This window comes from Micrococcus sp. LASM2_SD2 (genome assembly GCF_057364565.1).
Map to the genome: position 1 here is coordinate 1 of NZ_JBNFOB010000047.1, position 11,993 is coordinate 11,993.

12 protein-coding genes and 3 pseudogenes are annotated in these 11,993 nt (G+C 72.0%); 10 read left to right on the forward strand and 5 right to left on the reverse strand.

What is annotated here, in order from left to right:
* The first annotated feature begins 71 nt into the window (after positions 1-71).
* The 4 genes and pseudogenes from AC2W7A_RS04345 (at position 72) to AC2W7A_RS04360 (ending at position 3,021) form a co-directional block, all read left to right on the forward strand.
* Positions 72-1,117 (forward strand): annotated as a pseudogene (locus tag AC2W7A_RS04345) (putative oxygenase MesX).
* Positions 1,114-2,145 (forward strand): methionine synthase, encoded by a 1,032-nt coding sequence (locus tag AC2W7A_RS04350; protein WP_485990285.1) that lies wholly within the window; start codon positions 1,114-1,116, stop codon positions 2,143-2,145. The pseudogene AC2W7A_RS04345 and the gene AC2W7A_RS04350 overlap by 4 nt, the downstream one beginning before the upstream one ends.
* A gap of 9 nt (positions 2,146-2,154) precedes the next feature.
* The gene (locus tag AC2W7A_RS04355; RefSeq protein ID WP_485990286.1) at positions 2,155-2,433 is read left to right on the forward strand and encodes a luciferase domain-containing protein; all 279 of its coding nucleotides are present in this window, start codon (positions 2,155-2,157) and stop codon (positions 2,431-2,433) included.
* Between the two features lie 75 nt (positions 2,434-2,508).
* On the forward strand, positions 2,509-3,021 hold the full coding sequence (locus AC2W7A_RS04360; RefSeq protein ID WP_485990287.1) for a helix-turn-helix domain-containing protein: 513 nt from the start codon (positions 2,509-2,511) through the stop codon (positions 3,019-3,021).
* A 37-nt stretch (positions 3,022-3,058) separates the two neighbouring features.
* Here the strand turns inward: AC2W7A_RS04360 and lysE are convergent, their stop codons facing one another.
* Positions 3,059-3,673: an L-lysine exporter gene (gene lysE / locus AC2W7A_RS04365; RefSeq protein ID WP_485990288.1), complete on the reverse strand. Its 615-nt coding sequence runs from the start codon at positions 3,671-3,673 to the stop codon at positions 3,059-3,061.
* A 70-nt stretch (positions 3,674-3,743) separates the two neighbouring features.
* Here lysE and AC2W7A_RS04370 point away from each other — a divergent pair, with 70 nt between their 5' ends.
* The 4 genes from AC2W7A_RS04370 (at position 3,744) to AC2W7A_RS04385 (ending at position 7,076) form a co-directional block, all read left to right on the forward strand.
* On the forward strand, positions 3,744-4,619 hold the full coding sequence (locus tag AC2W7A_RS04370) for an ArgP/LysG family DNA-binding transcriptional regulator (RefSeq protein ID WP_485990289.1): 876 nt from the start codon (positions 3,744-3,746) through the stop codon (positions 4,617-4,619).
* The gene (locus AC2W7A_RS04375) at positions 4,616-5,467 is read left to right on the forward strand and encodes an acyl-CoA dehydrogenase family protein (RefSeq protein WP_485990290.1); all 852 of its coding nucleotides are present in this window, start codon (positions 4,616-4,618) and stop codon (positions 5,465-5,467) included. The genes AC2W7A_RS04370 and AC2W7A_RS04375 overlap by 4 nt, the downstream gene beginning before the upstream one ends.
* Positions 5,468-6,257: 790 nt before the next feature.
* Positions 6,258-6,560, forward strand: coding sequence for a transposase (locus AC2W7A_RS04380; protein WP_485990291.1), 303 nt, complete (start codon positions 6,258-6,260; stop codon positions 6,558-6,560).
* Positions 6,561-6,779: 219 nt separating this feature from the next.
* The gene (locus AC2W7A_RS04385; protein ID WP_485990292.1) at positions 6,780-7,076 is read left to right on the forward strand and encodes a hypothetical protein; all 297 of its coding nucleotides are present in this window, start codon (positions 6,780-6,782) and stop codon (positions 7,074-7,076) included.
* 132 nt (positions 7,077-7,208) lie between these two features.
* Here AC2W7A_RS04385 and AC2W7A_RS04390 read toward each other — a convergent pair whose 3' ends face one another.
* The 4 genes from AC2W7A_RS04390 to AC2W7A_RS04405 all read right to left on the reverse strand — a co-directional run bounded on the left by AC2W7A_RS04390 (position 7,209) and on the right by AC2W7A_RS04405 (position 9,551).
* The gene (locus tag AC2W7A_RS04390; RefSeq protein WP_485990293.1) at positions 7,209-7,721 is read right to left on the reverse strand and encodes a GNAT family N-acetyltransferase; all 513 of its coding nucleotides are present in this window, start codon (positions 7,719-7,721) and stop codon (positions 7,209-7,211) included.
* Positions 7,722-7,800: 79 nt separating this feature from the next.
* Entirely contained in the window at positions 7,801-8,214 is a 414-nt protein-coding gene (locus AC2W7A_RS04395) for a VOC family protein (RefSeq protein ID WP_485990294.1), read from the reverse strand.
* A gap of 45 nt (positions 8,215-8,259) precedes the next feature.
* Positions 8,260-9,081, reverse strand: coding sequence for an MFS transporter (locus tag AC2W7A_RS04400; RefSeq protein ID WP_485990295.1), 822 nt, complete (start codon positions 9,079-9,081; stop codon positions 8,260-8,262).
* Positions 9,075-9,551, reverse strand: a complete 477-nt coding sequence (locus AC2W7A_RS04405) for a hypothetical protein (RefSeq protein WP_485990296.1) — start codon at positions 9,549-9,551, stop codon at positions 9,075-9,077. Before AC2W7A_RS04405 ends, AC2W7A_RS04400 begins: the two co-directional genes overlap by 7 nt.
* A gap of 294 nt (positions 9,552-9,845) precedes the next feature.
* Between AC2W7A_RS04405 and AC2W7A_RS04410 the strand changes: the two are divergent.
* Together AC2W7A_RS04410 and AC2W7A_RS04415 are read left to right on the forward strand one after the other, a co-directional pair.
* Positions 9,846-11,194, forward strand: a pseudogene (locus AC2W7A_RS04410) (O-acetylhomoserine aminocarboxypropyltransferase/cysteine synthase family protein).
* A gap of 1 nt (position 11,195) precedes the next feature.
* Positions 11,196-11,993, forward strand: a pseudogene (locus AC2W7A_RS04415) (aminotransferase class I/II-fold pyridoxal phosphate-dependent enzyme); the annotation flags it as partial.

The window sequence follows — 11,993 nt, forward strand, 5'->3', positions numbered from 1 at the left end:
TCCGCGGTGCCCCGTCCGCCCCCGCCCCACCACCGCACCACCCGCGCCCCGCACCCCGGAGAGGACCCGGATTGAGCCACGCCAACCTTGTCCCGAGCACCGTTCCCACCCGCGTGGACGATCTGACGTTCAACATCCACACCACGCCGTTCGACGAGGACTACACGCCCGCCGCCAGCACGCGCGCCACCACGAACTTCGCGAACCTCGCCCGCGGCGCGGACCGGCGGGAGAACCTGCGCGCCGCTCTGGCCATGATCGACGGGCGCCTCAACGACCTCGCCCCCTGGGACAACCCGGAGCGGGACCGCTACACGGCGCGGATCGAGATCGTCTCGATCGACGTGCACTTCACCGCCGACGACGGCGCGGACGTCGACTTCCCGCTCATGGAGATGCTCGACGTGCGGGTGGTCGAGCGCGCGACGGGCGCCGTGCTCGGCCGCAGTGTGGGGAACAACTTCTCCTCCTACGTCCGCGACCACGACTTCTCCGTGGTGCTGCCCGCGCACGCGCGACGTCGCCGGGGACCGAGGAGCCCGACGGCTTCGGCGACCTGCACGGGCGGCTGTTCCGGCACCTGCTCGACTCGCAGGCGTACCGGGAGCGGTTCCCGCAACCGCCCGTGATCTGCATCAGCGTGTCCACGAGCCGCACCTACCGGCGGCTGACGAACGAGCACCCGGTGCTCGGAGTCGAGTACCGCCAGGACGCACCCTCCCGCACGGACCGCTACTTCGGCCGGATGGGCCTGGGGATCCGGTGCTTCCTGCCGCGCGGGTCCGTGGCGCCGCTGGCGTTCTACTCGCGGGGCGACCTGCTCAACGACCACGCGAACCTCTCCCTGGCCGGGTTGATCGCCACCATGGAGACCTTCCAGCGGATCTACCGGCCGGAGATCTACAACGCGAACGCCGGGGCCGGCGAGGTCTACCGGCCGCGCCTGGACCACGGCGACTTCTCGCAGACCCGGATCGCCTACGACCGCGAGGAGCGGGCCCGCCTCGGCCGGGAGCAGGGGGAGTACACACAGGAGCACTTCGTGGGCCCGCACCGCGACCTGCTGGAGCGCTGGGCCGCCGCCCACGCCGCACGAGACACCGAGGAGACCCGATGACCACCCTGATCCCCACCACCCTCGTCGGCAGCCTGCCGAAGCCCGGCTGGCTCGCCGAGGAGGAGACGCTCTGGTCGCCCTGGAAGCTCGAGGGGGAGCGGCTGCGCGAGGGAAAGCTCGACGCGCTCGCCCTCGCCGTGGCCGACCAGGAGCGCGCGGGCATCGACATCGTCTGCGACGGCGAGCAGACCCGCCAGCACTTCGTCACCACGTTCATCGAGCACCTCGGCGGCGTGGACTTCGACCGGCGCGAGACGGTGCGGATCCGCGACCGGTACGACGCGAGCGTGCCGACCGTCGTCGGGGAGGTGGGCCGGCCGGCGCCGGTGTTCGTGGACGACGCGAAGGCCCTGCGCGCGCGGACGGACCGGCCCATCAAGTGGACCCTGCCCGGGCCGATGACCATGATCGACACCCTCGCCGACCGCCACTACGGCAGCCGCGAGAAGCTCGCGTGGGAGTTCGCGCGCATCCTCAACGAGGAGGCGCGGGAGCTGGCGGCGGTGGGCGTCGACGTCGTGCAGTTCGACGAGCCCGCGTTCAACGTGTTCTTCGACGACGTCCGCGACTGGGGCGTGGCGACGCTCGAGCGTGCGGCCGAGGGCCTGACGTGTGAGACGGCCGTGCACATCTGCTACGGCTACGGGATCAAGGCGAACAACGACTGGAAGGCCACGCTGGGGCAGGAGTGGCGCCAGTACGAGACGTCGTTCCCGCTGCTGCGCGAGTCCACGATCGACACGATCGCCCTGGAGCGGCACCACTCCCGTGTGCCGGCGGAGCTCATCGGCCTGCTGCGCGGCAAGAAGGTGATGGTCGGCGCGATCGACGTGGCGAGCGACGAGATCGAGACGCCAGAGGAGGTCGCGGCGACCCTCCGGGAGACCCTCGAGTTCGTGGACGCGGACAAGCTGATCGCGAGCACCAACTGCGGCATGGCGCCCCTGGCTCGCTCCGTGGCCCGGGACAAGACGGCGGCGCTCGTGGCCGGTGCCCGGCTCCTCCGGGAGGAGCTGGGCGGGGAGTGAGGGGGCCTGGTGGCCTTGCCTGGCCGGCCGGAGGAGCGCACCCCGGAGGTCAACCTCTTACCAGGCCGGCGCTGGGAGCCGGTGCACCTGCATGGGGTGGACGACACGTCAGTGCACCTCGTCCTGGCGCCCGAGCGCGGCGTCCGTCTGGCCGAGCTCGGATGGCTCGAACCGCATGGCTACGCGGACTTCGGCACGAAGTGGATGCTCTACGGTCCGCGGGACGAGGCAGAGCTGGCCGTCGTCGTCGGGATCATCGAGGAGTCACTCGCCTACGCGCGCGGCTGACGCAGCGCCCCGGAGCGGGGAAGCGGACGCGAGAGGAAACTGCGAATTTTTCGTTTTCGCGGGTAGTCTTGCTCCATGACTGCGACGGTGAATGACAAGCACACGGTGCTGCCGCCGACGGATCTCGAGGAGATACTCGACGTCGGCAGGTTCCTCGACGGCCTGACGCAGCCGGCTGCCCTGGTCGGCCCTGATGGGCAGAAGGTTCCCCTGCCGCCAGAGGCTTTCAACGTCCTGCGGGACGTCGTCGAGGCGATGCGGGTGGGCAAGGCCATCACGGTGGCGCCCGTCGACCAGCTGCTCACGACACAGGAGGCGGCGAACTTCCTCGGCATCAGTCGTCCCACGCTGGTGAGGCTGCTCGAGGAGGGCGCGTTGCCGTACGAGAGGACGACCGGTGGTCGGCACCGACGCATCCGGCTCCAAGACGTCGTGTCCTATCAGCAGCGGAAGCGCGGGGAGCGGCGTGCCGCGCTGAGCGACCTCGTAGGGGAGGCCTCGTCTGCGGGGCTCTACGACCAGAAGGCGGAGTCCTACCGCGAGGCGTTGCGTCAGGCTCGCGCCGACCTCCGGGGTGAGCGCGGGTAGTGGCTCGTGCCGGAGGCGCGCTCCGACGTCTGCCTGCTCACCCCCACAGGCCGGAACCGGCGATGAGCCGGACCGCGAGCACCGCCATGACCACCGCGATCACCACGTCCACCACGCGCCACGCCTTCGGGTCGGCGAGCACCCGGGCCAGCAGGCGCGCGCCGTAGCCGAGCGCGGTGAACCACAGGACCGAGGCGGCGACGGCGCCGGCGGCGAAGACCCACCGCGCGTCGGGACCGTGCTGGTTGGCGAGGCTGCCCAGCAGCACCACGGTGTCCAGGTAGACGTGCGGGTTGAGCCAGGTCAGCGCGAATGTGGTGGCGATGACCGAACCCGCGGTGCGCGGCGCCTGCTCGGCCACGAGCCCCTGCGGACGCAGCGCGGCACGCAGGGAGGAGACCGCGAACCAGAGCAGGTACAGGGCGCCACCCCAGCGCAGCACCTCGAGCAGCCACGGCACGGCCTGCACGAGCGCGCCCACCCCGGCGGTGCCGGCCAGGATCAGCACGGCGTCCGAGGACATGCACACCAGCACGACGGCGCCCACATGCTCCCGGCGCACGCCCTGGCGGAGCACGAAGGCGTTCTGGGCGCCGATGGCGACGATGAGCGCGAGTCCGGTGAGCAGGCCGGTGCCTGCGAGGGTCCACATGGGTGAGGACGCTAGGGCCGGCCGGGCCTGAGCCAAACGAAGAGAACTGCAGGCACCTAAGCTCTGCTTCATGAACCTGGACCAGCTGCAGGCGCTGCGTGCGATCGCGGACGAGGGCTCGTTCGAGGCGGCCGCGTACGAGCTCGGCGTCAGCGCCTCCGCGGTCAGCCAGCGCATCCGCGCCCTGGAGCGGGAGGTGGGCCAGGTGCTGCTCCGGCGCGGCACACCCTGCGAGCCGACCGAGGCCGGCGTCGGCCTGGTGCGCGTGGCTCGGCACATGCGGGTGCTCGAACAGGAGGCGTGGGCCGGGCTGGGCCGCACGGCGGCCGGGCGCAGCGTCACCTCCCTGGCCGTGCCCGCCGACGTGCTGGGCACGTGGTTCGGGCCGGTCCTGGCGGAGGCCGCCGACTGGGATGACACGGTCCTGGACCTGCACGTCGAGGACCAGGACCACAGCGCCCGGCTGCTGCGCCGCGGCGAGGTGCTGGCCGCCGTCACCACGGAGCCGCAGCCGGTGCACGGGTGCGCGGCGGAGCCGCTGGGGAGCATGCGCTACGTCCCGCTCGTGGCGCCCGCCCTGCTCGCTCGGCACGCGGCGGGCGACGTCGTAGACCTCGGCGCGATGCCCATGATGCGCTACAACGCGAAGGACGACCTGCAGCGCCTCGCGCTGAGCGGCGCCGGGCTGGACGTCGCCCCGCCCACGCACCTGGCGCCGTCGTTCGACGGGTTCCACCGGTCTGTCCGGGCCGGTCTGGGGTGGGGGATGCTCGTGGACGCCCAGGCCGTCGAGGACGTGCGCGCCGGCCGGCTGGTCCGCGTGCCCGGGCTCGACGACGTCCTCGTGCCCCTCTACTGGCAGGCGGCCACACTGCCCGTGACGCGCCTGGTGCGGCTCACACAGGCGGTGCGGGAGGCGGCCCAGCGGACGCTCGAGCGGGGGTGAGGCGGCACCACGGGGTCGCGGGCGAGAAGTACTACGCCACCGGCACGGCGTTCGCGGCGTGGACGATCGTCACGGTCGGCATCGAGGGTGCGGACCTGGTCTCCCGTCGCAACTCCAAGCGTGCCGGCGGTGTGGTGCGCGAGCCCGAGCGGGCCGTGGCCGTGGTGCGGGTGCGCCAGCCGCGGGTGCGCATCAAGGACGACTGGGACGGCTTCGGCCAGCGCATGACCGCCACCGGCTCGGTGCTGCTGGACGGTGCCGCCGCCGAGGAGCTGCTGGAGATCCCGCGCCCCCACGGCCCGGTCCCGGTGCTGGAGGAGGCGTCCCTGCTGGCGCTGCAGGTGGGTGTGGCCCGGGCCGCGCTGAACGAGGGCGTGGAGCTGCTGCGCCACCGCCGGCGCACCTTCAACACCGGCACCGCGGTCCGTCCCCAGCACGACCCGCAGCTGCTGGAGATCGTCGGCCGCATGGCCGGGCAGGTCTCCGCCGCCGAGGAGATGGTCCGCGTGGTGGGCCGCCTCATGGATGCCGCCGCCGCTCTCGCGGCGGAGCCGAACCACGACGCCGGCCGCCTCGCCTCCGCCTGGGACGACGCCATGGTGGCCGCCTACCGGGCCCAGGCCGTGGTGCCCGGGTTCGTGCTGGACGTGTGCACCCACATCTTCGACACCCTCGGGGCGTCCTCGACGTCGACGGCCCTGCAGCTGGACCGGCACTGGCGCAACGCCCGCACCATCGCCACCCATGACCCGGCGGCGTTCAAGGTGCGCATGGCCGGTGACTGGCTCGTGAACGGCACCCCGCCGACCGCCTACACCTCCGCCGGGGACGTGCCGGAGGAAGAGTGAGCGCCGTCTGGCCCCATCAAAGAAGTGTGGTTTGGGCTGGAAAGTCCTCGAAACTGAGAGTTGAGGACCCGTCCGTAGCGATGGCGAAACGCAAGTATGCGATGGGTGCCAACCCGTTAGCTCCAGGCTCGGCGGCGACGTCGTCCAGAGACTGGTGCGCGAAGGGGTGACATACGATCTGTGGTGTTCGCCCACCACGGGGAAGGGTGTGCACCATGCCCGCCCCCTACCCCCTGAGAGTTCCGCGATGACGTCGTCCGCGTGGCCCAGTACCGCGAGCCCGATACTCGGCTGGCCCAGATCGCCCAGGACTTCGGCATCTGCGAGTCCTGCTTGACGAACTGGATGCCTCAGGCAGAGATCGAGGCCGGCAACAAGCCCGGGACCACGAAGGCCGAAGCTGAAGAACTCCGCACTGCCCGGCGCAGGATCGGTCTGCTGGAGCAGGAGAACGAAGTCCTGCGCCGGGCCGCCGCGTACTTGTCCCAGGCGAACCTGCCGAAAAATGATGTACCCGCTCGTGAAAGAGCTCGCCGGCGACGCCGATCCGCGTCGTGGTGTCCTTGCGGGTGCTCAGCCTCGCCCGCCAGCCTTACTACCGCTGGCTGGAGAACCCTCTCACGCGAACCGATCTCGACCAGGCCTACCGGGCCAACGCCCTGCACGCCGCTGACCAGAACGAGCCTTAAGTTCGGGTACCGGCTGCTGCGTGAGGAGGCCGAGAACGCCGGGGAACCCATGGCCACCCGGACCGCCTGGCGGCTCTGCCAGACCAACGGGTGGCACTTCAGTGTTCGGGACCAAGCTCTGCCTCTGCGCCATCAAGGACCTCTACGCCGGGCGGATCGTGGGGTACTCCATGGCCGACCGGATGCAGGCATCGTTGGCCGTGGACGCGCTCGAGCAGGCCGTGGCGCGCCGAGCAGGCACGAGCGTGGTGGCCGGGTGCGTGGTGCACTCCGACCGCGGCTGGCAGTTCCGCTCGAACGTGTTCCAGGACGCCCTCACCGCCCACGGGATGCTCGGCTCGATGGAACAGGTCGGCTCGGCCGGGGAGAATGCGGCCATGGAGTCCTTCTTCGCGCTCCTGTAAGAAGAACGTGCTCGATCGACGGCAACGGGCCCCACGGCAGGAGTGACGCACGGCAATCGTGACGTGGATCGAGAAGACGTATCACCGGCAGCGCCGGCAGGACCGGCTGGGTCGGTTGACCCCGGTCGAGTACGAGATGGTCATGGACCCCACGACCGCACACGCGGCGTGAGACTAACTGTCACCTATCCATGCACCAGTCCCCACCGTATCCTGAAGATGACCGCATCCCCCGCCTGCACCGGAGGCATCCTGATGGACGAGCCCACCACTTTCGCCGACATCGTCGTGCTCGTCGTGATGGGTCTGATCGCGATCGCCATCGTGTGGACGGTCATGTCGAACCGTTCCAGGGGCGGCGTGGAGCGGGTGAAGCAGGCCGAGCTGGAGCGCGATCAGGCCCGGAGCCGCGCCGACGAGCTGCAGGCACGCGTGGACCGGCTCGAGGAGCGCCTGGACCGCCGCATGCACCGCCAGCTGGACCACGAGGAGTTCGACCAGCGGCTCGAGGGCTGAGCCGCCGCCGTCACCGCTGAGCCGTGCCGCGGGCCCGGCCGCCCACGCCACGAAGACGCAGAAGCGCCTGGACGGCTGGGCGCAGGGCGTATCTCCTCAATGGGCACGCACCCATGGCGGCAGTTCAGTGCGTCATGCCTCTTGGCCGTGGCTGCTGTAGACCACGATCGGCGCTCCATTGGGATCATGCGTGCTCTTCCACACGGTCATGCCGATTCGTTCGGCCACGCGACGGGAAGCCATGTTGTCGGGGTTGATGATCGCGGTGACCATCGTTGCCTCGAGGGTCTCGAACGCGTATCGCAGGCAGGCAGAGGCCCCCTCGGTTGCCAGTCCTTGTCCCTGGCGTTCTGGCAGGACGTGGTAGCCGACCTCGAGGACCTCTTGGCCGTCGACGTTCTGCCAGGTCAGGCCGCAGTCACCGATGAAGTCGCCGGTGGCCCGGTGTTCGATGACCCACAGGCCGAACCCATGCTTGGCGTAGTTGTCCTTCGACCAGTTGATCCACCGCTGCACTTCATTGCGCGACTTGGCCCGCGGGTAGTAGCGCATCACCTCCGCGTCTCCGAGGAGCCTGCACATGTCGTCGAGGTCAGCGTCGGTCATGCGCCGGAACGTGAGTCGATCTGTGGGTTGCGGGATCATCCGACGACCTTACCGACGGCACTGGACCGGCTTCTTGTCTTCGGCATGCGCGTGAAACCACCCCCGCGGTCTGGCGCGCTCACCCCACAAAGACGCAGAAGGGGTGGCCGGCCGGGTCCGCGAACACGTACAGGGGTTCCTCCTCGTCGTCGGAGCGGTCCAGGACGAGGCGCCCGCCCAGGCGCAGGGCGTGGACGTGGGCCGCGTCGAGGGAATCGCGGTCCGGCACGGTGAAATCCAGGTGCAGCTGCATCGGCACCTCGGGTGACGGCCACGTGCTGGGCTTCAGTTCCTCGGTGCGCTGGAATGTCAGGACGCGGCGGCCGTCGTCGTCCAGCAGCACGAGCCAGTCCGCGCTGTCCGGCTCGCGACCGTCCGCGAGCTCGTCGCCCGCGCGGTAGTGGAGGCCGAGGAGCTCGCGGTAGAACTCCGCGACGGAACGGATGTCGACGGCGTCGACCACCGGCTGCTGGAAAACGGGACGGGTGACCATGGCCACACATTAAGCGACCTCGGTGTCCGCGTCAGCGTCTCGGCCTCAGTCGACGTCGTCGCGCCTCGCATCCACCCACCGCGCGGCCGGCACGACGGCGGCCAGCGAGACCACCGCCAGGACCTGCCACCCCGCGAGCGCCCAGCCGACCCCAAGCGTCGCCCCGAGCGCACCTCCCGCGAGGGTCGCCAGCGGCACGGAGCCCCGGGTGAGGGTGCGGCGCATCGCGGTGACCCGCCCGAGCGTGCCCTCGGGGCAGGCACGGGCGGTCACGGCGGCCTGGGTGATGTTCCCGAGCAGGACCATGAACCCCCAGAGGGCGGCGCCGGCCAGCAGCCACGGCCCGGCATGAGCGCGGTCGGCGTAGGCCAGCAGGTGCAGCCCCACGGCCACGGCGCAGCCGACCGAGCCGAGGAGGATGCACCGGCGCTCGCCCAGGCGGTCGATGGCACGGCCCGCCAGGGACGAGGCCGCCAGCGCCCCGACCGCGCCCGCGGTGATCTGGACGCCCAGGAACCCCGGCCCAAGCCGCAGGTCGGTCAGGATCCAGACCGCCTCGACCGGGGCGAAGAGGGCCATGCCCACGTTGGCGGCCACCGACCCCATCGTCAGCAGCCACAGGACCGGGGTGCGCCGCAGGACCGTCCACCCCTTCGCGGCGTCCTTCCCGAACCGGGCCCAGCGGGAGAGGACGTCCGGCGACGCCGGGGCCCCGTCGTGGTCCGGGACGTCCGCCGCGGCGGAGGGCCGCAGCCGTACCCGGAGCGCGACGATCGCCGCCGCGAAGAGGAACGTCGTCGCGATGCCGAGCACGGGCCCTGCGCCCAGCGACCCGACGAGCACGCCGCGCGGCGGCACGATCAGCACGAGGGCGGCGTCGGCGGACTCGAGCCGCGCGTCAGGCGGGCGACGGCGGTGGCCGGCACGACGCGCGGCACGAGCGCGGTCTGGGTGGTCTCGGCCAGCACCGTGAGCACGCCCAGCAGGGCCATGACGGTGGCGAGGTGACCGAACGTGAGCGCGTCGAGCGCCCACGCCACGACGAGCGAGCCGAGCACCGCCGCCTTGGCGAGGCCGGTGGCCGCGAGCAGCCGCGGGCTGAGGTGTCGGTCCACCACGATGCCGATGGGTACGCCGAGCAGGAGGAATCCCAACCCGGAGAGCGTCATCAGCACGCCCATGCCGTCGGCGCCCACGCCGAGCAGGAGCACCGCCAGGACGTCCAGGGCGACGTCCGTGGCGGACCGGCCACCCGCGTCGAGGGCGTTGGAGGCGACCAGCCACCGCGCCCGTCCTTCCGGCGGCGGGGGCGGTCCGCCCGGTGTGCTCCGCGTCATGCCCGGGAGTCTGACACATCCCCCTCCACGCCAGTTCGTCACACGGGTCTGCCTCGGCCCGCCGCGCCCCGGAGAGGCTCCGGCCGGTCCCGGATGGCACGGTGGCGGCTCATATTACGTGCGAGCCGGCCGTCCGCTGGACTCGCGGCGGCCCACCGCGTGGGATGGGCTCACCACCCATCCAGAGCGGCCGAGAGATCTGGCTCGACGACGCCGCAGCAACCCGCCCGCCGCACCCGGACCCCCGGGAACGGCAGGCCCGGTGCTAACGCCAGGACCGATGGAGGAGAGCAGATGCCCCGTCATGCCACACAACAAGTCCACGCCGGCTACGAGCCCGCCGCACCCCACCGGCCGGTCGTCCCGCCCATCCACCAGACCACGGCGTTCCGTTTCCCGGACCACGCCACGGCGGCATCGATGTTCCGGCTCGAGACCCCCGGCTTCACCTACAGCCGCACGGGCAACCCGACCGTCGCGGTGTTCGAGAACCGCCTCGCCGCGCTGGAGGGCGGCATCGGCGCGATCGCCACGGCCACCGGCCAGGCCGCCGTCGCGCTGTCCCTGCTGGCGCTGCTGCAGGGCGGCAAGCACCTGGTCGCCTCCAGCCAGCTCTACGGCGGCACCGTCGACCTGCTGACGGACACGTTCGCGGACTTCGGCATCGAGGTCACCTTCGCGGACCCGGCGGACCCGCCCGCGTGGGCCGCCGCGGTCCGGCCCGAGACCCGCGCGTTCTTCCTCGAGCCATCACCAACCCGCTCGCCACCCTCCCGGACCTGCCCGCGCTCGCGGACCTCGCCCACGCGGCCGGTGTGCCCGTGGTGGTGGACAGCACCCTTGCGACGCCGGCCCTCTACCGGCCGCTGGAGCACGGCGCCGACGTCGTCGTGCACTCGGCCACCAAGTTCCTCGGCGGGCACGGCGCGGTGCTCGGCGGCGCGATCGTGGACGGCGGCACGTTCGACTACGGCGCGGCGCCGGACCGGTGGCCGCAGCTGGCCCGGCCCAAGGCCCGCTACGGCGGGCAGACGCTGGTCGAGCGGCACGGCCGCGGCGCCTACCTGACGCTGGCCCGCAGCAAGTTCCTGCACGACCTCGGCCCCACCCTCGCCCCCGCGAGCGCGGCGCAGTTCATCCAGGGGCTCGAGACGCTCAACCTGCGCGTGGCCCGCCACACCGCCACCGCGCTGGCCGTGGCGGAACACCTGGCCGGGCACCCCGCCGTCGCGCGGGTGCACCACCCCGGCGTGGCCGGGCATCCCAGCGCGGCGCTGGCCGCCCGCGACTTTCCGGACGGCGTCGGCTCGGTGTTCTCCTTCGACCTGGCCTGCGGCCCCGAGGCCGTGGCCCCGTTCCTCGACGCGCTCGAGCTGTTCCAGCTGGTGGTCAACGTCGGCGACGCCCGGTCCCTCGTCTCGCACCCCGCGACCATGACGCACTGTCGCCTGACGCGGCAGCAGCGCGAGGCCGCCGGGATCGCCGAGACCACCGTCCGGCTCTCCATCGGGCTGGAGTGTCCCGACGACCTGATCGCGGACCTGGACCGTGCCCTGGCCGTGGTGTCCGCCGCCGGGCCGGCCGTCCCCGCCACCACGCCCGCCGTCCCCGAGACCGCCGCCGTCACCCAGGAGGTGCGCTGAGATGACCGCCGTCCACCACACCACCCGCTCCGTGTCCCGTCCCGCCGTCCGCGGCTTCACCACCACCGCCGTGCACGCCGGCCAGGAGCCCGACCCGCTGACCGGCGCCGTGGTGCCGCCGATCTACCAGACCAGCACCTTCGTGCAGGACGGCATCAACGTGCTGCGGGCCGGGCACGAGTACAGCCGCGGCTCCAACCCGACCCGGAACGGCTTCGAGACCCAGCTCGCCGCCCTCGAGCACGGCGACCGGGCGTTCGCGTTCGCCTCCGGGCTCGCCGCCGAGGACGCCCTCCTGCGGGCCGTGCTGCGCCCCGGCGACCACATCGTGCTGGGCGGCGACGGCTACGGCGGCACCCACCGCCTCATCACCACCGTCCTCGAGCCGTGGGGCGTGTCCAACACCCCCGTGGACATCACCGACCCGACGGCAGTCGCCGCGGCTGTCCGCCCCGGCCGCACCGCGCTGCTGTGGGTGGAGACGCCGTCCAACCCGCTGCTCGGCATCGCGGACCTGGCCGCCTGGGCGCAGATCGCCCACGACGCCGGTGCGCTGCTGGTCGTGGACAACACGTTCGCCTCGCCCTACCTCCAGCGGCCCCTCGACCTCGGCGCCGACGTGGTGGTGCACTCCACCACCAAATACATCGGCGGGCACTCGGACGTGATCGGCGGCGCGCTGGTGGTGGCGACCGCGAGTTCTGCGGCCGGGCGCTGGCCGAGGCGGTGGCCTACCAGCAGTTCGCGCCGGCGCGGTCGCCGGCCCGCAGGACTCCTACCTCGCCGCCCGCGGCCTCAA

Coding starts and splice junctions, on each gene's coding strand:
- AC2W7A_RS04350 (WP_485990285.1), top strand. CDS start 1,114: ATGACCACCCTGATCCCCACCACCCTCGTCGGCAGCCTGCCGAAGCCC.
- AC2W7A_RS04360 (WP_485990287.1), top strand. CDS start 2,509: ATGACTGCGACGGTGAATGACAAGCACACGGTGCTGCCGCCGACGGAT.
- lysE (WP_485990288.1), bottom strand. CDS start 3,673: ATGTGGACCCTCGCAGGCACCGGCCTGCTCACCGGACTCGCGCTCATC.
- AC2W7A_RS04370 (WP_485990289.1), top strand. CDS start 3,744: ATGAACCTGGACCAGCTGCAGGCGCTGCGTGCGATCGCGGACGAGGGC.
- AC2W7A_RS04385 (WP_485990292.1), top strand. CDS start 6,780: ATGACCGCATCCCCCGCCTGCACCGGAGGCATCCTGATGGACGAGCCC.
- AC2W7A_RS04390 (WP_485990293.1), bottom strand. CDS start 7,721: ATGATCCCGCAACCCACAGATCGACTCACGTTCCGGCGCATGACCGAC.
- AC2W7A_RS04395 (WP_485990294.1), bottom strand. CDS start 8,214: ATGGTCACCCGTCCCGTTTTCCAGCAGCCGGTGGTCGACGCCGTCGAC.
- AC2W7A_RS04405 (WP_485990296.1), bottom strand. CDS start 9,551: ATGACGCGGAGCACACCGGGCGGACCGCCCCCGCCGCCGGAAGGACGG.